The sequence below is a fragment of the Arthrobacter echini genome (assembly GCF_008107445.1).
In the GTDB taxonomy this organism is placed as follows: Bacteria; Actinomycetota; Actinomycetes; order Actinomycetales; family Micrococcaceae; genus Arthrobacter_D; species Arthrobacter_D echini_A.
The window spans coordinates 945367-963665 of sequence record NZ_VSLD01000001.1; the positions used below are offsets into that span (position 1 = coordinate 945367).

Annotated in this window: 18 protein-coding genes; 9 read left to right on the plus strand and 9 right to left on the minus strand. The window is 68.1% G+C overall.

The window, feature by feature from the left end:
• From nagB to FQ377_RS04560, 6 genes are all read left to right on the plus strand, one after another.
• On the plus strand, positions 1 to 789 hold the full coding sequence (nagB, locus tag FQ377_RS04540; protein WP_148599995.1) for a glucosamine-6-phosphate deaminase: 789 nt from the start codon (positions 1 to 3) through the stop codon (positions 787 to 789).
• Positions 786 to 1742: a glycoside hydrolase family protein gene (locus FQ377_RS04545; RefSeq protein ID WP_148599996.1), complete on the plus strand. Its 957-nt coding sequence runs from the start codon at positions 786 to 788 to the stop codon at positions 1740 to 1742. Before nagB ends, FQ377_RS04545 begins: the two co-directional genes overlap by 4 nt.
• A gap of 35 nt (positions 1743 to 1777) precedes the next feature.
• Positions 1778 to 2683, plus strand: a complete 906-nt coding sequence (locus FQ377_RS04550; RefSeq protein ID WP_148599997.1) for an endonuclease/exonuclease/phosphatase family protein — start codon at positions 1778 to 1780, stop codon at positions 2681 to 2683.
• A gap of 281 nt (positions 2684 to 2964) precedes the next feature.
• The gene (locus tag FQ377_RS04555) at positions 2965 to 4773 is read left to right on the plus strand and encodes a sensor domain-containing protein (protein WP_148599998.1); all 1809 of its coding nucleotides are present in this window, start codon (positions 2965 to 2967) and stop codon (positions 4771 to 4773) included.
• A gap of 130 nt (positions 4774 to 4903) precedes the next feature.
• A complete protein-coding gene (locus FQ377_RS14805) occupies positions 4904 to 5059 on the plus strand; it encodes a hypothetical protein (protein ID WP_187393247.1) in 156 nt (51 codons plus the stop codon).
• 173 nt (positions 5060 to 5232) lie between these two features.
• Positions 5233 to 5580: a cytoplasmic protein gene (locus FQ377_RS04560; protein WP_148599999.1), complete on the plus strand. Its 348-nt coding sequence runs from the start codon at positions 5233 to 5235 to the stop codon at positions 5578 to 5580.
• Between the two features lie 108 nt (positions 5581 to 5688).
• Here the strand turns inward: FQ377_RS04560 and FQ377_RS04565 are convergent, their stop codons facing one another.
• Positions 5689 to 6261 carry a polysaccharide deacetylase family protein gene (locus tag FQ377_RS04565; protein WP_222861830.1) on the minus strand — a complete coding sequence of 191 codons (573 nt, stop codon included), beginning with the start codon at positions 6259 to 6261 and terminating at the stop codon, positions 5689 to 5691.
• 463 nt (positions 6262 to 6724) lie between these two features.
• Here FQ377_RS04565 and FQ377_RS04570 point away from each other — a divergent pair, with 463 nt between their 5' ends.
• Positions 6725 to 7705, plus strand: coding sequence for a TerC family protein (locus FQ377_RS04570; protein ID WP_148600101.1), 981 nt, complete (start codon positions 6725 to 6727; stop codon positions 7703 to 7705).
• A 15-nt stretch (positions 7706 to 7720) separates the two neighbouring features.
• On the opposite strand, the gene FQ377_RS04575 is transcribed toward FQ377_RS04570, so the two are convergent.
• From FQ377_RS04575 to FQ377_RS04590, 4 genes are all read right to left on the minus strand, one after another.
• The gene (locus tag FQ377_RS04575) at positions 7721 to 8488 is read right to left on the minus strand and encodes an SCO1664 family protein (protein ID WP_148600001.1); all 768 of its coding nucleotides are present in this window, start codon (positions 8486 to 8488) and stop codon (positions 7721 to 7723) included.
• Positions 8488 to 9054, minus strand: coding sequence for a DUF3090 domain-containing protein (locus FQ377_RS04580; RefSeq protein WP_148600002.1), 567 nt, complete (start codon positions 9052 to 9054; stop codon positions 8488 to 8490). The genes FQ377_RS04575 and FQ377_RS04580 overlap by 1 nt, the downstream gene beginning before the upstream one ends.
• A gap of 18 nt (positions 9055 to 9072) precedes the next feature.
• Positions 9073 to 9771: an MSMEG_4193 family putative phosphomutase gene (locus tag FQ377_RS04585; protein WP_148600003.1), complete on the minus strand. Its 699-nt coding sequence runs from the start codon at positions 9769 to 9771 to the stop codon at positions 9073 to 9075.
• An 80-nt stretch (positions 9772 to 9851) separates the two neighbouring features.
• Entirely contained in the window at positions 9852 to 11417 is a 1566-nt protein-coding gene (locus FQ377_RS04590; protein ID WP_148600004.1) for a chitinase, read from the minus strand.
• 201 nt (positions 11418 to 11618) lie between these two features.
• Between FQ377_RS04590 and FQ377_RS04595 the strand changes: the two genes are divergently transcribed.
• Complete coding sequence (locus FQ377_RS04595) at positions 11619 to 13946, plus strand: glycosyltransferase family 2 protein (RefSeq protein ID WP_148600005.1); 2328 nt, start codon at positions 11619 to 11621, stop codon at positions 13944 to 13946.
• A gap of 53 nt (positions 13947 to 13999) precedes the next feature.
• Here the strand turns inward: FQ377_RS04595 and FQ377_RS04600 are convergent, their stop codons facing one another.
• From FQ377_RS04600 to FQ377_RS04610, 3 genes are all read right to left on the minus strand, one after another.
• Complete coding sequence (locus FQ377_RS04600) at positions 14000 to 15463, minus strand: protein adenylyltransferase SelO (RefSeq protein WP_148600006.1); 1464 nt, start codon at positions 15461 to 15463, stop codon at positions 14000 to 14002.
• A gap of 40 nt (positions 15464 to 15503) precedes the next feature.
• A complete protein-coding gene (locus FQ377_RS04605) occupies positions 15504 to 16244 on the minus strand; it encodes a hypothetical protein (protein WP_148600007.1) in 741 nt (246 codons plus the stop codon).
• A gap of 151 nt (positions 16245 to 16395) precedes the next feature.
• Positions 16396 to 16851 carry a GtrA family protein gene (locus FQ377_RS04610; protein ID WP_262364255.1) on the minus strand — a complete coding sequence of 152 codons (456 nt, stop codon included), beginning with the start codon at positions 16849 to 16851 and terminating at the stop codon, positions 16396 to 16398.
• Positions 16852 to 17013: 162 nt separating this feature from the next.
• Here FQ377_RS04610 and FQ377_RS04615 point away from each other — a divergent pair, with 162 nt between their 5' ends.
• On the plus strand, positions 17014 to 18027 hold the full coding sequence (locus FQ377_RS04615; RefSeq protein ID WP_262364256.1) for a zinc-binding dehydrogenase: 1014 nt from the start codon (positions 17014 to 17016) through the stop codon (positions 18025 to 18027).
• Positions 18028 to 18170: 143 nt separating this feature from the next.
• Here the strand turns inward: FQ377_RS04615 and FQ377_RS04620 are convergent.
• Positions 18171 to 18299, minus strand: a 129-nt coding sequence (locus FQ377_RS04620; RefSeq protein ID WP_316245913.1) for a Fe-Mn family superoxide dismutase, incomplete at its 5' end; no start/stop codon positions are given.

Here is an 18299-nt window from a genome sequence, read left to right on the forward strand (position 1 = left end):
GTGGAGGTCGTCATCCTGCCCGACCCCGCCGCCGTCGGTGCCCACGCCGCGGCACTGATCGCCGCGCGCGCCGAGGCGACCCCCGGTCTGGTCCTCGGGGTCGCCACCGGTTCCTCACCCCGGGAGACCTACCGTGAGCTCGCCAGCCTGCGCGAGGAGTCACCGACCAGATTCGACCACGTGCGCTGCTTCGCGCTCGACGAGTACGTCGGCCTGCCGCCGGGGCACCCGGCGAGCTACGCCGTCGTCGTCGCCGAGGAGGTGACCGGTCCCCTGGGGCTCGATCCCGACCACGTGCACACCCCGGACGGGGACGCCGCACACATCCTGGAGGCCGGCCCGGCCTACGAGCAGGCGCTGGCCGAAGCCGGAGGGGTGGATCTCCAACTCCTCGGGATCGGATCCAACGGGCACATCGGCTTCAACGAGCCGACGTCGTCCCTCGCCTCCCGCACACGCATCAAGGCACTGTCCGAGCGGACCCGACAGGACAACGCCAGATTCTTCGACGACGGCGTCAGTGTGCCCACGCACTGCATCACGCAGGGGCTCGGCACCATCATGGAGGCGCGCGAGATCGTCCTCGTGGCGCAGGGGGAGGCGAAGGCCGAGGCAGTCGCGGCGGCGATCGAGGGTCCCGTCGCGAGCATGTGCCCGGCCTCGGTGCTCCAGTTCCACCAGCGCGTCACCGTCGTGCTGGACGAGGCCGCTGCCTCACGGCTGAGCCTGACCGACTACTACCGGTCCGTCGCAGCGGCCATCCCGCTGCTCGGCCCGGACGCGTCGTGACGTTCCGCCTCCCCGACCACTGGGTGTGGGACAGCTGGCTGGCCGACGACGGCGCGCAGTACCACCTGTTCTTCCTGCGCGCGAGCAGGGCACTGATCGATCCGCACCGCCGCCACTTCCGCGCTTCGATCGGCCATGCGGTCTCCGATGACCTTGAGGAGTGGACCCTCCTACCCGATGCGCTCGTCGCCGCCGATGCACCTGCGTGGGACGATCTGGCCACCTGGACCGGGTGCACCGTCCGCGGACCGGATGGCACCTGGCACCTGTTCTATACGGGCGTCAGCCGTGCCGAGAACGGACTGCAGCAGCGCATCGGTTCCGCCGTCTCGAAGGACCTGATCACCTGGACACGGTCCGAGATGCCCGTCCTCGAGGCCGACCCGCGCTGGTACGAGAAGCTGGGCGAGGGTACCTGGGCGGACGAGGCATGGCGGGATCCCTTCGTGTTCTTCGACGAGGACTCGCAACTCTGGCAGATGGTGATCTCCGCACGCGGCTGCGAGGGCGACCCCGATCAGCGCGCCGTCGTCGGACACGCCGTCAGCGCAGACCTCACGCACTGGTCCGTCCGACCACCGCTGTCCGAGCCGGCCGGCTTCGGCGAGATGGAGGTGATCCAGTCGCGGGACGTGGACGACGAGGCGGTCCTCCTGTTCTCCTGCCTCCCCGACCGAGCGCCGGGCATCGACTTCCACACCTCGAGCACCGGCACCTGGATAGCCCGCGGCCGGAGCCTGGTGGGCCCCTGGGACCTGACCGGCAGCACCAGCTTCTTCGTGCCAGGTATCTACGCCGCACAGCTGTTCCGCAAGCGCGACGGCGAGTGGGTGGTCTTCGGCTTCCAGAACAGCGTGGACGGCAGATTCGTGGGCGAGATCGCGAGCCCGGTCCCGCTCACGGAGCTGCTCGCCGGCCGGGCGCTCTTCCCCGCCATCACCTCCAGCCACTGACCCGCAGGTATCACCCCATCGAAGGAGAAACAGTAATGTTCAGAAGATTCATCGCCTCAGGATCCGTAGCCGCACTCATCGCCGCGAGCGCCGTCGTCGGAGCAGGACCCGCGCTCGCGGGTAATGACAAGGGCAAGGACAAGACCACGGAGGTGACCGTGATGTCCTTCAATATCCATTACGGAGCCGACGACGACAATGTCTTCGATCTCGAGCGCACCGCATCGGTGATCGAGGATTCGGGAGCCGAGATCATCGGCCTGCAGGAGGTGGACAACCACTGGGGTGCCCGCAGCGACTTCCTCGACGAGGCCGCGGTACTCGCGGACCGGCTGGACATGCATGTGGTGTACGGCGCCAATCTGGACGAGCCGCCCCTGCCCGGTGACACGGACAACCGTCAGTACGGCACAGCGATCCTCAGCGAGTACCCGATCCTCTCCTCGGAGAACCACCTCCTGGAGAACATCGAGTACGCGGAGCGGCCCACCGAGCAGCGCGGCCTGCTCGAGGCGGTGGTGAATGTGCGCGGTAACCACATCGCCTTCTACAGCACGCACCTGGACTTCCAGCGTGAGGAGCAGCGCGCCTCGCAGGTCCAGGAGATCCTCGAGATCACAGCAACCAGCAAGCGCCCGGCGGTGATCGTCGGAGATCTCAATGCTGCGCCGGACGCTCCGGAGCTGCAGCCCCTCTTCTCGGTGTTCACCGATACCTTCGCAGCCCTGGGCCAGAACGAGGACTACACCTTCGGCGCCGATGCCGAAGGACTTCCCGGGAGCGGATCGGTGGAGAACCCCAATCTGCGCATCGACTACATCCTGACCGCGCGGGGAGCCAGGGCCACGTCGGCGAAGGTCGTGCAGACGACGGCATCCGACCATCTGCCCGTGGTCGCCGAGCTGTCCATCACCAAGACGCCCAATGGCAAGGTGAGGTAGCCGCGCCCCGAGGTCCACAGCAGGGGTGGGCGCTGTCGGCGCCGTGTGCCGGCAGCGCCCACCCCAACCTCGATTTCCGTCGCCGTTGCCTTACGGTGCGCCTTTCCCGACCGACAGGATCCAGTGGGGCCGCGGATCGTGCCGGCCCGTTCCCTTCGGCAGGAAACGGATGTACCAGTGGACAGTACGCCAGCGACCCGCGGAGGGCACGACCTCAACATCGGCGGTCCTGCCGCTGAATCCGCGCTGCATCCCTTCATATCGATCGCCTCAGGATCATCATGACGCTGACCGCCGACTACGAGCAGCTCTTCGAGCGGGCGCCATGCAGCTATCTCGTCACGGATGAGAGTTGGATCGTCACGGCCGTCAACGGCACCTTCCTGGAATGGACGGGATATACCTGCGACGACGTCGTCGGGGTCCCGCTTCCCCGCCTGATGTCGGCGGACGACCGCCTCGTGCATGCGTCGCGCGACGTCCCTCGGATGCAGCTCACCGGAGCCGTGTCAGAGGTGTCGGTCGAGATCGTCGACGCGCACGGGCAGCGCAGGGCCGCGCTGCTCACGGCCGTCCGCTCGGTCCAGGAGGACGGCAGCACGGAGTTCCGCGTGATCATCTTCAGCGCACACGAACGCCACCAGTACGAACTGGACCTCGTCGCGGCCCGCAGGAGCGCCGAGGAGTCCGAGGCACGAAGCATCCGCGCCGAGGCCGGACTCCAGTACCTCGCCCTGCACGATTCGCTCACGAGCCTGCCGAACCGGCCGGGACTCGCAGCGATCCTCGAGCGGGAACTCGCGGACCGACAGCCCGACGTCACGATCGCCCTCCTCTTCGTGGACCTCGACCACTTCAAGTCCGTCAACGACAGCCTCGGTCACAATGCCGGGGACGAGCTCCTCACCATCGTGGCGCAGCGGCTCTCCTCGAGCGTGCGCGGCACCGGCACCGTGGCGCGGCTGGCCGGTGACGAATTCATCGTCGTCGAGCACGTGCGTTCCGCGACCGATGCGACGGTGCTGGCGGAGCGGCTGCTCGAAATGGTGAACAGGTCCATGGTGATCGAGGGGCTGGAGGTAGTGTGTTCCGCCAGCATCGGGATCGCGCTCGCCGACGACGAGACCGCCGATCCGGAGCGCCTGCTGCGCTGGGCCGATATCGCCATGTACCGTGCGAAGGCACGCGGCCGCAACACCTGGGAGGTCCATGATCCCTCCGAGGCGGATCCGGCGGTGAACCGCATGCGCCTGCTCGGGGAGCTCCGGCACGGCATCGAGGACGGACAGCTGCGCGTCCACTACCAGCCCCGGATGAACATCGCCACGAACATCGCCATCGGCGTGGAAGCCCTGGTGCGCTGGGAACACCCCACGCGCGGTCTCCTGCAGCCCGGCGACTTCATCGACCTGGCGGAGGAGTCCGGCCTGATCCGCGGGCTCGGCGCCTGGGTCCTGGACGAGGCCGTCCAGCAGGGTGCGCAGTGGAACCGCGCGAGCTCGGGGCAGGCGCCGGTGGGCATGGCCGTCAATCTTTCCCCCCGGCAGCTCGTGGACCCGCAGCTCACCGGTATCGTCCAGGCCGCACTCGCCCGGCACAGCTTCGATCCGAGCCTGCTGATCCTGGAGATCACCGAGACGGCGCTCATGGAGAATCCCGAGATGGCGCTGAAGGTACTCACCGCGCTCAAGGCACTCGGCGTAGGACTGGCCATCGACGACTTCGGTACGGGCTACGCCAGCCTCACGTACCTCAAGCACTTCCCCATCGACGAGCTCAAGATCGACCGGTCGTTCGTCAGCGGACTCGGCGCCGGCAACGGGGACTACGCGATCGTTTCGAGCTGCATCCAACTGGCGCATGCCGTGGGTATCAGGGCTGTCGCCGAGGGCGTCGAGACGGACTATCAGCGCTCCACGCTGCTCACCATGGGCTGCGATCTGGCGCAGGGCTTCCACTACAGCCGGCCGCTGGCGCCCGACCTCCTGGCGGACTGGATCACGGCCCGGCCTCCGATGAGCCCGGAGATCGCGGTGGAGCTGATCGCTCCGGAGCCCGACGACGACATCGAGGCGCTCGCCGTCGTCTGATACGCCGTCGCCCGATACCAAGCCTGCTGATGATGCGCGTAGGGTGACATCACGACGAACCATCATGGCGCTGACCGTCACCATGGTCGGCGTCGGACCCACCAGGCAGAATCCAGCGGAAGGACGCCCCATGAGTACCCATGACGAGCAGCCCCAGCACGACGAGTCGGCCGACGAAGAGCTGTCCGAGTCCCTCGAGGGCCACGAGGCCCTCTCCGAGGACGGTGACGCACCCTCACCTCTCGAGGAGGACGGCAACAGCCCGGTCCGGACCGACAATAGCTGACCGATCGCGTTTCACGAAGGGGCGTCCGCCGGTGCGGGCGCCTCTTTTCGTCCGAGGTCGCTAGTACTCCCGCGAGGACAGCACGCAGAACTCGTTGCCGTCGGGATCGAGACACGGGTTGTCCGTCGCGGCTGGCTCTGGTATGCGGGATGCGATGAGCGTAAAATTCGGCTATGGCACAGGACCCAGTCCAGACGAACCCGGAAAATTACCGTGTCGCCTTCGAGAACGACCGTGTGCGGGTCCTCGAGTACACGGACCGGCCGGGGTATACGAGCATCGAGCATCATCACCCCGACAGCGTCATGATCACTGCCAGTGCGTTCCGCCGCCGCCTCCATGCGCAGGGGACCAGCATCGACGTCGACCTCCCGGCTGGGGTGGCCCGCTGGTTGCCGGCGCAGGACCACTGCGGCGAGAACACCGGGACGACCGACACCCACACCTTCTTCGTCGAGCTGAAGGAGACTGCCCCTGCATCCACCGAAGTCCCGGCGTATCTGGGACCGGTCGCGCTCTAGGACCAACTCGTCACGTCCAGCCGGGGCTGTGGGTGACCAGCCGGGGCGCAGGTGACCTGCCGGAGCGGCGGCAGGTGGGGTTGATGCGGGCGTCGCCGGGAATAATGTTCAGCGAGCGAAGATGTCGTCGAGTGTGACGGTGATGAGCCCTCGATCGGTGATGAGTTGTCTTAGTTGTCCGAAGACCTGCGTCACGGCAGGAAAATTCAGGTGACCGATGATGATGTGGGCCGGCAGGAACCATTCGGTGGCGAGGTCGATGATCTGTTGTTCGGAGCGCGGACTGGAATCTGCCAGGGAGCCGTACCACATGACCGGTGAGGTGTAGCCGATCGAGGCGGCAGCCGCATCGGTTCGTGCGTCGCGGTATCCGAACGGGGGCCGGTAGTAGGGGCGGGGATCCACGCCGAAGGTGCTGACGATGAAGTCGTGATTCCGTTGCAACTCGGAGACGATGCCCGTGTCGCTGAGGCTGGTGAGGTCCGCGTGGGACCAGGTGTGGTTGCCGAGCTGGATCTGGCCGGACGTCACCAGCGGTTGCAGGAGTGCGGCGTGTTCCGACCATCCGGGGTAGGAGCCGTTGAGGAAGAAGGTCAGGCGTGTGCCGCTCGTGCGGGCGAAGTCGACGTATCGGCGGATGACGTCGCTGTCGGAACCGTCGTCGACCGTCCACGCCAGCATCGGGCCAGGCGACGGAAGGCCGGTGATCACCCCTGGAGGCAGTGGTACCCGGGTCACTGCCGGTGGGGTGCCGGCGACGCCCGTGGGCGCGGTCGGCGATGGGATAGGAGATGAGGGTGAAGGTGCGAAGGGCCGCGCACCTGATCCGGTCGGTCCCGCCGACGGAGTGGTGGGCTGTGTGCAGGCCGCAACTCCGAAGCCCAGGCCGCCGGCGATGAGTGCACTCATGAATGTGCGGCGCTCCACACAGATCCTTTCCCGAGGAAACCGATCGTAGCCGAGTGGAGTCCCGGACAGAAGCCCACCCCGTGCGCTAGCATCGAGGGATCAAGGGGAGTACTCCCGTTTGCGATCGACCCGTCAGTACGGATGCAGTGAAGCATCCCGGGTCATCGGTTCCGGTTCGGTCCGGGCGGAGGAGACCTTGGCGCCTATGTCCGACGCCTATCCTCTGGAGTACTTCATGCAGGTCACCCCCACGATCTGGTTGATCACCATCGCCGTGACGATCCTCTTCTTCGTCTATGAGTTCTTCGCACACGTGCGCACACCCCACGAGCCGACGATCGGTGAATCCGCCCGCTGGTCCGCCTTCTACATCGGGCTCGCGCTGGTCTTCGGCGTCGGGATCGGCGTCGTCTCCGGCTGGAGGTTCGGCGGTGAGTACTTCGCCGGATACCTGACCGAGAAGGCCCTCTCCATCGACAATCTGTTCGTCTTCCTCATCGTGATGACAGGCTTCGCGGTCCCGAAGAAGTACCAGCAGAAAGTGCTGATGATCGGCATCATCATCGCTCTGGTACTCCGCGGCGGTTTCATCGCCATCGGCGCCGGTCTGATCGAGAACTTCTCCTGGATCTTCTACATCTTCGGCGCACTACTGCTCGTCCTTGCCTACAGGCAAGCCTTCGGCGGCCACGACTCCAACCCGGCCGACGGCAGGTTCATGCAACTCGTCCGCCGCGCCCTACCCGTCACCGACGAGTACCACGAGGACAGACTCACCGTGCAGAAGGACGGCACACGCTATGTCACGCCGATGCTGCTGACCATCATCGCGATCGGCTTCGTGGACCTGATCTTCGCCGTCGACTCCATTCCCGCGATCTACGGCCTGACCAACGAGGCGTACATCGTCTTCACCGCCAATGCCTTCGCCCTGATGGGGCTGCGCCAGCTGTACTTCCTGATCGGCGGACTGCTCGAACGCTTGGTCTACCTGGCACAGGGACTCGCCGTCATCCTCGGGTTCATCGGCATCAAACTCATCTTCCACGCCCTGCACGTCAACGAGCTTCCCTTCATCAACGGCGGTGAGCCGCTGCTCTGGGTACCCGAGATCCCCATCTGGTTCTCACTCCTCTTCATCGGTGCCACCATCACCGTCGCCACAGCGGCGAGTCTGCTCAGATCCAGGGCCGACGATGCCGTCACCCACCATTAGGCGAGGCCGAGGGTCTCAGAACAGCGGCCAGGGCACCGCTGACATGCGACCACCTGGAGCCGGGAATCGTCCGACCGACCGCAATCGGCCGCAGCGCGTGTCGAGAGCCACGATCTCCTCGGGGGTGAGAAGATCCGTCAGGTGTCGACCCAGTTCACCCTGTAGTCCGTCGCTGACGCGGTCGATGCCCTCGAGTTCCTCGGCCGTCAGGGCATCCCCCAGCCAGCCCCACAGGACGGTTCGTAACTTGTGGTCGCTATGGAAGGTGAGACCGTGGTCCACGCCGTACCGGTGGCCGTCACTCATGGCCAGGACGTGGTCGCCCTTGCGGTCAGCGTTGTTGACGACCGCATCGAACACCGCCATGCGTCGTAGCGCGAGCGAGTCCTCGTGCACGAGGGCGACCACCCGTCCGTTCTCGTCCTGCCCCTCGAGCACCTGTTTCCAGCCCGCCTCCGGTACCTCGTCAGCGGGGAGCAGGTCCACGGCGCTCTGGTCGGGATCCTGCTCCTGCCACAGCTGCACCATGCCTTCGCCGAGCGGACCGTCACGCAGCCAGGTGTGCGGCACGATGTTCCAGCCCAGCACCTCCGAGACCAGGTAGGCCGCCACCTCGCGGTGGGCCAGCGCTCCGTCGGGGAAGTCCCACAGCGGGTGCTCGCCCGTCATGGGCTTGTAGACCACCGCGGCGTCCCCGATGCTGCCCAGGAAGGTGGCGTTCGACGCCGTCGTGATGCGGCCGGTGAGCGTGAGCTCGGCGGCCACGAGGTCCGGAGCAGGCATCAGTCCTCGGGAGGGGTGCAGGAGTGCCCGTCGGCGTCGATGGGATGACCGCAGTCGGAGCACGTGGGACGCCCGGCACCGACCACGTCGCGCGTGCGCATGGCGAAGGCCCGCGCGGTGCCGACCGGCATGCGGACACGGAGCATCTCCGGCACGTCGACGTCGTCCTCACTCAGTAGGGCTTCGGTGACCTCGGCGTCGTCGTCCGCGTCCACCTCGACGAGCGGGTACGCCTCGATGACAACCTGCAACGTGGCCGGATCCCACCCCAGGCTCATGGCGCCTGTGCGGAACTGCTCCTCGACGGACTCGAGCTGCTCGTTGTCGACGAGCTCCGTGGGAGTGCCCACGGGAACGCTGAAGGGATTGCCGTCCAGGTTGATGAGCTGGTCGAGGATCTCGTCGATCTTCTCGGCGAGGAGGGCGGACTGTTGTTTTTCCAGGGCGATACTGACGATCTGGGTTCCTGCGCGGACCTGCAGGTAGAAGGTGCGCTCCCCAGGGAGGCCTATGGTGCCGACGACGACCCGATCAGGCCAGGCGAACTCGTGAACTTGTGTAGGCATACAAGTATTTTAGGCGCTTCAGGGCGGTGGCGCTTGCTGACCTGCGCCGCCACCGACCGGTGCGTCGCCGGAATGCATGCTCGTGGCGAGCCAGGCCAGGTTGCCCGCGTCGGTGTTGGTCGCATGGACGGTGGGCCGGCCCGTACCGTAATGGACGATCGAGACCGAGGCAGGGCCCACGCTGATGCGTTGGAACAGATCGAGGTGCATGCCGAACGCATCCGCAAGGACCGACTTGATGATGTCCCCGTGACTCACCGCGACCCACACGGCTCCCGGCCCGTGCTCGCCCTGGAAAGCTGCATCGCGGCGTCGGATCGCCGCCACGGCGCGGGCCTGCATCCCCGCCATGGATTCCCCGCCGGGGAAGGTCACGGCGGACGGCTGCGACTGCACCACGGGCCACAATTCCTCGATCGCGAGCTCGGTCAGCGTACGCCCCTGCCACTGCCCGTAGTCGCACTCGGTGAGATCGGCGTCGACCGGCGCGTGCGGGGTGGCCTGCTGGCGGTCGAGGATGAACCCGGCCGTCTGCCGACACCGCTCGAGGGGGCTCGACACCACTCCGACGAGGGGCACGGCGGCGAGCCGATCCCCGGTCACGGCCGCCTGGTCACGCCCCACCTCGTCCAGGTGGACGCCGGGGGTCCGTCCGGCCAGCAGTCCGGACGCATTCGCTGTGGTGCGGCCGTGCCGCACGAGAATCACTGTGGCCATCCACCCAGCGTAGCCATGTGCGCGAAGGCGGCACGCACCGGCCGTGGGCGCCGCCCGCGACCGGCCCGCCACGGCCACCGCTAGGACTTGTCCTTCTCCTCCTCGATCGCCTTCACCAGCGCGGCGTCGTCGAGCTTCTGCCAGGGCGAGGCGTCGGAGCCCTGAACGGCCGCCTCGGGGCTGTCGCTCTGGCTCCACCACTTGGCCTCGTACACGCGGCCGTCCACGAGGATGCGATCACCCCGCTCGTACACCGCCTTCGGTTCCCACTCCGGGTACAGCCCGGCCGGAGCGGTGGCGACGGGGACGGGGCGCTCGTCCGGCAGTACCGGCCCCAGCAGCGTCCACGGGGTCTCCTCCGCCTGCAGCACGGGATTATCCGGCACGTCGCCCTGCGTCCAGTACTTCGCGGTATACACGTAGCCGTGCCACACCACGCGGTCGTCCTCCCGGTACGTGCCCACGTCGGACCAGATGGGGTAGGGGCTGGTCTCCGGGTCGTCCTCGACCAGCGCCTCGGGCGATTCCTCGGTGACGGGCTCCTCCGCGAGCGTCGCGGCGCGGCCCTCGAAATCGGCGCCGAGCACCGGGGCGAAGGCGAACCCCTTCTGGTCGATGCCGCTGCAGGAGTCCGACACCAGGGTGGTGTCGCCGTAGTTCTCGCTGCACGTGGCGTCCCGATTGAGCGACCACATGGACATGCGCCCTGCGCCGCGTTCGGCGGCGAAGGCGTTGAAGGCCTCTGCGTCCTCGAGCGTGAACACCTCACCCTTGACGTCGTTCTGCCCGATCATGGGTGTCAGCCCGATCTTCCGCCACGCCGCCTGCGGCCCGAGCGCCATGCCCGCCCGCTCGTACAGCACCTGGACCTGGCGGTGCGTGGCGTCCGCAGCGTTCTTCGACGCCGTCAGCATGTCGGTCCCCTCCGGCCGGCTACCGCCGTAGTCCATGGTCATGACGTTCACCCCGCCGAGGTCCACGCCCGCCTCGAGGAACTGTGCGACGGCTGCCGTACCCTCGGCAGTCAGCCCCGTGGGGGCCACGGGCAGGGTCAGCCACACGTTGAGCGGCCGCGCTGTGCCGGCGCGTTCCTTCTGCAGCGTGGCCATGGCCTCCGCCCGCCGCTCCCCGGCAGCGGTGTCTTTCAGGTTCTCGCCCTCGATGTCGAGGTCGACGGTCGAGAGTTCGTACCGGTCGATCACCTCCGCGTATGCGTCCGCGAGGTTGTCGGGGTCGGTGCAGGCCGTGGCGAGCTCGTCGTTCAGCAGCCCGCCGAAGGACACGATCACCTCCCCGTTGTCCTGCGTCATGCGGGCCACGCGACGGTCCAGGTCCAGGCCCGTCTCGGCGTCGTCGAGCGAATAATAGGTTCCCCACGACGGCGCGCACGGCTCGGTCTTCGAGGCCACGATGAAGGACAGCACCGCGCCCCCACCGATGTCCTTCGCCGGGTCCTCGAAGGCGTAGGAAGGGGTGGCTGTGACGTCGACGTAACCGGCGAAGAACGATCCGGCGCTCTCCGCGGTGCGGGCGTCCTCCCAGCGATTGAAGCCGGTGAGTCCGCCCACGGTGACGGCCGCGACGGCGCCGGAGAGCAGGCAGAGGCGGGCCAGGGAAAGTTTCCGGCCCGGGAAACGTGCAGACACGATGAACCCCAGATCATGACGGCAGCAGGAGGAAGGACGAGCGTGAGACCGCGAATGCTGCGTGAAAGGCCCATGGTACCGACCAGGATCATCTGCGCAACCCGCTAACGATCACCCGGGAAATGCCGAGAGTACGGCACGGAACCGGGCCTCTGGGGAACGCCGCCCGGCCAGGAATCGTCCCTCGACTGCCGGGTAGCCATGTCAAAACACGTCACCACCGCCGAGCGCACCTCCGCGCCGGTCCGCCGTCGCCAGTGGGGTGCCGAGCGACGCTCGGAGCCCCTGTCGATCGTGCATCCGATGCCATCCGCGCGGAAGCTCGCCCTGGGACGGCTGGCGATCGTCACGACGGTGCTGGCATGGATGACGTACATCGTCACCACGGTCCTGCGCCAATTCGCGAACAACCCGAACGCGGGCTTCCGATTCCAGCTCGAGGCGGTGTCGTACCTGGTCGTCGTCACGTTCCTCACGTTCTCGGCACTCATGTACCTGGTGGCACGCCAGGGGGCCATGTACAGGTTCAGGGACCACCGGCGGGTGCCACGCGGCGAGCTGGACCGCCACTTCGCCGATCACCGCGAGGGCATCACCGTGCTGGTGCCCTCCTACGCGGAGGAACCCGCCGTCGTGCGCGCCACCCTGTGGTCCGCCGCGCTGCAGGAGTTCCCGAACATCCGGGTGGTCCTCCTGCTCGACGACCCCCCGCACCCGAAGGACCCGGTGACGCGCGAGCGGCTGGACGCCACCCGGGCACTGACCTTCGAGATCGAGTCCAGCCTGCTGGAACCCTCCACCAGCGCCGCGGCGGCCCTCGCCGCCTTCGAGGCGGACGTGGCCGCCCGGGGCGCAGACGCCCCGCCGTCGTGCGTCGACCTGCCGCCGCTCATCGCCGCGTACGAGGCCGCCGCTATCTGGCTCGAGGACATGGCCGAGGCCGAGACGGTGGAGGACCATGTGGACGAGTTCTTCGTGGACCTGGTGGTCATGGGCCTGGCCCGCGAGCTCCGCCTCACCATGTACGCGCTCGACGCCGCGCTGGTGCAGGAGCAGTGCCCCGAACCGGAGCGCGTGCGGGAGCTGTACGTCCGGCTGCTGCGGATCTTCTCGACGAGGCTCGAGACCTTCGAGCGCAAGGCCTACGCATCGCTCTCGCACGAGGCGAACAAGGCGATGAACCTGAACGCCTACATCTCGCTCATGGGCCGGCGCTGGCGGAAGGAGCACGTGGCCACCGGGACGGTGCTGCGACCCCTGGCCGACGGGGAGGCCGCGGACGGTCACGAGGTCCTGGACGTCCAGGATTCCACCTACCTGCTCACGCTCGACGCCGATTCCCTCCTCCTGCGCGATTACTGCGTGCGCCTGGTCTACCTGCTCGAATCGCCCGGGAACGAGCGGATCGCCGTCACGCAGACGCCGTACTCCTCATTCCGCGGAGCGCCGACGCGCATCGAGCGGGTGGCGGGGGCCACCACGGACATCCAGCACATCCTGCACCAGGGCATGTCCTACTACGGCGCCACGTTCTGGGTGGGCGCGAACGCCGTGATCCGCAAGCGGGCCGTGGAGGACATCGTCGAGGTCGAGAACGTGGGCGGGTTCGAGATCAAGACCTACATCCAGGACCGCACGGTCATCGAGGACACCGAATCGAGCGTGGACCTCGGCACCCATGGCTGGACCCTCATGAACTACCCCGAGCGCCTGAGCTACAGTGCCACGCCCCCCGACTTCGGCTCCCTCGTGGTGCAGCGCCGGCGCTGGGCCAACGGCGGGCTGCTGATCCTGCCGAAGCTGTGGAACCAGGTACGCCACCGCCGCCACCTGCGCGAGCAGATCCTGGCCAGGGAGCTCCTGCTGCGGGTCAACTACATGGCGTCGATCGCCTGGGCGAGTTTCGGGCTGCTCTTCCTGCTCGCCTACCCCTACGACAGCAGGCTGCTGAGCCCCGTGGTGTTCCTCGCCGCCGCACCGTACTTCCTCGCGATGGGCAGTGACCTGCGGGACTGTGGGCACCGGTTCTCGGACATCTTCCGGATCTACGGGTTCAACCTCGTCCTGCTGCCGGTGAATCTGGCCGGTGTGCTGAAATCCATCCAGCAGGCGTTCACAGGGGAGAAGATCCCGTTCGTCCGCACCCCGAAGGTGAAGGACCGCACGGCCGCTCCCGGCTTCTACGTGGTGATCCCCTATGCCATCGTGGCCTTCTCCCTGCTCACCCTGGTGCGGGACGCCCTGGAGCAGAACTGGGGCAACGCGGTCTTCGCCGGTCTGAACGCCATGCTGGCCGCCGGCGCCATCCGCGCCTACATCGGTATCAACAACTCCGTGGTGGACATGTGGCTCGGCGTCCTGAACTGGCTGTACGTATCGCCGCGCGTCCGGAAGGTCGAGGAGTCGAAGGTGGTGCCGAAGACCGCGGCCGAGGCGGACTGGGAGTCGATCCTCTACCACGGTGACCGCCGCCTGAACCGGGATCTTCGTTCGGGCAACGACCGCCGACGTCGGGCCGGGGTGCGCTGAGGCCTTCCCGGGCCCGGGCCGCCGAGGAGTTCGCCTGACGGGGGCTTTGCGCCTCAGGTCCCGCAGTACGTCGTGTACGCGCCGAAGTCCCCCGGCGGCCCGGAAGCGTAGCGCTCCAGGCCGGGGCGTTCCTCGAAGGGCCGGGTGATGGTATCGACCAACCGATCCAGAAGGTCCAGGTCGCCCCGGGTTGCCGATTCGAGCGCTTCCTCGACCAGATGGTTGCGCGGGATGTAGAGCGGATTGACCCGGTCCATCGCGTCCGCATCAGGGCCCAGGGCGAGCCAGCGGGCGGCCCAGGCATCGAAGGCGGCGACGTCGAGCACCCTGTCCCGTGCCGGGCGCGCGTCGCCGCGGGCGGCCGAGGCGAGACCGCGGAAGAACGCGGTGTAGTCCACGTGGTTCTCCTGCAGCAGCGAGAGCACGTCCTGTGCCAGCGACGCCGCGACGGCACCGTCGACGTCGTCCGGCAGTCCCAGCTTGGCGCTCATGCCGGCCAGCCACACCGCGGTGTACTGCGGACGGAAGGCCTCGAGCGCCGCGACCGCGAGCCGGACGGCCTCCTCCTGGTCCTCGGCGATGAGCGGGAGCAGGGTCTCGGCGAGGCGCGCGAGATTCCACTCGGCGATCGGCGGCTGATTGGCGTAGGCGTAGCGGCCGTCGCGATCGATGGAGCTGTAGCGGGCACCGTGGTCGAAGACGTCCATGAAGGCGCACGGCCCGTAGTCGATGGTCTCGCCCGAGATGGTCATGTTGTCGGTGTTCATCACGCCGTGGACGAAGCCCACGAGCATCCACTGCGCCACGAGGGCCGCCTGCGCGCTCACCACGGACTCGAAGAACGCCAGGTACGGCCGCTCAGCGGATGCCGATTCCGGGTAGTGGCGGCCGATGGCATGGTCCGCCAGGCGCGTCAGGAGGCCCCGGTCACCGCTGGCTGCCGCGTACTGGAAGCTCCCCACGCGCAGATGGCTACCGGCCACGCGGGTGAGGACGGCGCCGGGCAGCAGTCTCTCGCGGCGCACCTCGCGTCCGGTCGCGGTGACGGCGAGTGAGCGGGTAGTCGGAACGTTGAGGGCATGCATCGCCTCGCTCACGATGTACTCGCGAAGCATGGGCCCCACGACGGCGAGGCCGTCGCCGCCGCGCGCGAACGGCGTACGCCCCGACCCCTTGAGGTGGAGGTCGCGGAGCCGACCGGCCGTGTCGGTGAGCTCACCGAGGAGGAGGGCCCTGCCATCGCCGAGGCCCGGGTTGAAGCTGCCGAACTGATGTCCGGAGTAGGCCTGCGCCACGGGGGTGGCGCCGTCGGGCGGGGACGTCCCGAGCAGCAGGGCCAGGCCCTCGGGGGAGCGCAGCCCTTCGGCGTCCAGGCCGAGCTCGGCGACGAGGGGCTCGTTGAGGGCCAGGAGGCGTGGCTTCGGGGCCGCATCCGCCTGCCAGGCGACGGCCATCTCGGGCAGGTCCCTGGCGAAGCGGTTGTCGACGGTGACTCTGGACCGGATAGGCACGCTCATCCCTCCACCGTACGCGCGGACGACACCCTGGACGATCCGATCAGTGCGTGCGCCTGCGCCGGGGTTGGGCGACGACGGCGACAGCCACGGCCAGCAGGAGAGCGACGACGCTCAGGATCCCGGCGGCCGTGTTCCGGAAGGAGGACGCGACGCCGGCCTGCAGCGCGCCTGCCGCCTCGTCCGCCTGTGCGGGTTCGTCCGCCTGGACGACGGCAGCCTCCGACGATGTTTTCGTGCCGGTAGCCGACGCCGAGGTGTCCGGGGCCCGGACGACGGAGCGTCCACCGGCAGCCGGAGCAGGGTTGGCTTTGCGCGGCAGGGCGCGTTGCGCGGGAATGCCCATACCTGCCTCCAGTGCTTCCGCGGGCACCACGCCGCGGGCAGGGGTCCTGGCACTCCCGTCCGCCGTGGGCACCGTACCGGGAACCTCACCGGTCGGGGCGCTCGGTCCGGAGGGCGGCGTGGTCGCCTCCGGGGTGGTCTGCACCGGGGCTGAGGTCTCCGGGCCTGGTTCCGGGTCCGTTTCCGGGGTCGTCTCGACCGGCGGGGACTCGACGGTCCCGGTAGGAGGGTCTGCGCTCTCGAGGGGAGGGTCGACGGTCTCGACGGGAGGCACGACCGGGGGAGTGGTAACCGCAGGGACCACGGACTGGTCGGTGGGCGGTTGCTCGACGACGGTCGGTGGCACCGGGGTGAGTGTCGTGGCGACGGCGGCCGCTGGTGCCGACAGCATCAGGCCGGAGCTGATCGCCAGTGTGGTGAGGACGAGAGAGGCACGCATGGCGGGGTCTTTTCGGGTGGGACGAGGCAAGTTGTTCGGGTGGGACGAGGCGGGACGACGGGCACGCGACTGCGCGGAACGCTGTCGGCCACACCGTTCATGGTACGCGGCTCCCGGGCCGAAGCCCACCCGCCGGGCGGCTGTGTCGGGCCTACTCGCTGCCGACCGTGGTCCGGTCACCGCTCGTCTGCCCGGACGACCGTGCGGGGGGCTGGAAGACCACGAAGCGGTAGGCGAAGTACCGGAAGAGATTGCCCAGGAGGACCCCCACCACGTTGCCTGAGAGGTTGTCCGCGAACGCGCTGGTCAGCCCGAGGACGTAGTGCGAGACGAAGAGGCACCCCGCGGCGATCCCGAGCCCCACGAGATTCGTCAGCCCGAAGAGGACGGCTTCCTGGCGCTTGGAACGCCCGCCCAGCTCGCGGAACGTGAAGTATCTGCTGCCGAGCCACGAGACCCCTGTCGCGGCAGCGACCGAGATGATCTTCGACAGAATGGGCGCCACCCCGAATCCCGAGGACAGGATGTTGAACAGCATGATGTCCACCACGAAGGCCACGGTTCCGACGGCGGTGAAGGATCCGAGCCTCCTCAGCACACCCCGCACGGATCGGCTCCTTCGTTGTCGACACCGCAGTCTATTCCTCTGGTCGTCCAGGCAACCAATTGTCCCTGGCAGCGTGTATTGATGCGCCGATCACGCCACGACGCGCGGGAGTAGGGCGCGATCGACCTCGGTTAGCATGAGGTTTTCTACCAGGAGGACGTCATGAACGAGACCATGCTCGCGGGACGGCTGAACATCAGGACCAGGTCGTTCGAGGTCAGGGAGGTCCCCGTCCCCGTTCCGGGACCGGGATTCGTGCGGGTCAAGGTCCAGGCGGCCGGTGTCTGCCTCTCCGATGTCCACCTGATCCAGGGACTGCTGACGCCCCGGCACCTGGTGGGTGACGAGGTCACGCTCGGCCACGAGACGGCGGGCAGCGTGGACGTGGCCGGTGACGGCGTCGACGCGTGGAACCCTGGCGACCGCGTGGTGATCCAGGCAGGCTACGAATACAACGGTGTCACGCTGACCATGGGCGTTGACTACGACGGCGGCTGGGCCGAGTACGTGGTGGTGCCGGCCGGTGTGCTCGTCCCGCTCAGCGCGGACTTCTCCTTCGAGCAGGCTGCGATCATCCCCGACGCCGTCTCGACGCCGTGGGCCTCCATCGTCTCCACCGGGGGCGTCCGGCCTGCCGAGGCCGTGGGCGTCTGGGGCGTCGGAGGACTCGGCGCCCACGGCGTGCAGTTGCTCCGCATGATCGGCGCGGCACCGATCATCGCCGTCGACCCGTTGCCCGAGGCCCGTGAGCGGGCGCTGGCCTTCGGCGCGGACCTGGCCCTCGACCCTCTGGCGGACGATTTCGCTGCCTCGATCGCGGAGGCGACGAGCGGGCGGGGCCTCGACGCCGCCTTCGATTTTGCCGGGGTCGACGCCGTGCGCGCGCAGGCGGTGGACAGCCTGGGGCTGAAGGGCCGGCTGGTGATCGTGGGTCTGAGCGGCAACCCGATCACCATCTCCGACAGCACGTCCTTCTCCTACGGGCGCAAGCAGCTCCGTGGGCACTACGGCTCGGAGGCGCACCACGTCCCGGAGCTCGTGGCCCTCGCCGAGCTGGGGCGGCTCGATTTCGTCCGCTCCATCAGCGACACCCTCCCGCTCCGGGACGCCGCTGCCGCCGTCGAGCGGCTGGAGAGCAAGGAAGGCAATCCGATCCGGCTCGTGCTGGTGCCCTGATGGCACTGCGGCGCCGGTCGGCAGGACCTGATCAGGTGGGCAACCCGCGTCCGTCGATCCTGGCGGGGTAGCTTCGAATGGCAAGAAGGCCGCCCTCTCGAGGAGGGCGGCCTTCCGCGTTCTCGTTCGGAAGTGGCTTGGTGCTAGGGGGTGATGAGGGTGGAGGCCCCGGTGGTGGCCGCCTGGTGGCGTGCCTGGACGTCGGTCCAGTTCACCAGGTTCCACCAGGCCTTGACGTAGTCGGGCTTCACGTTCACGTAGTCCAGGTAGAA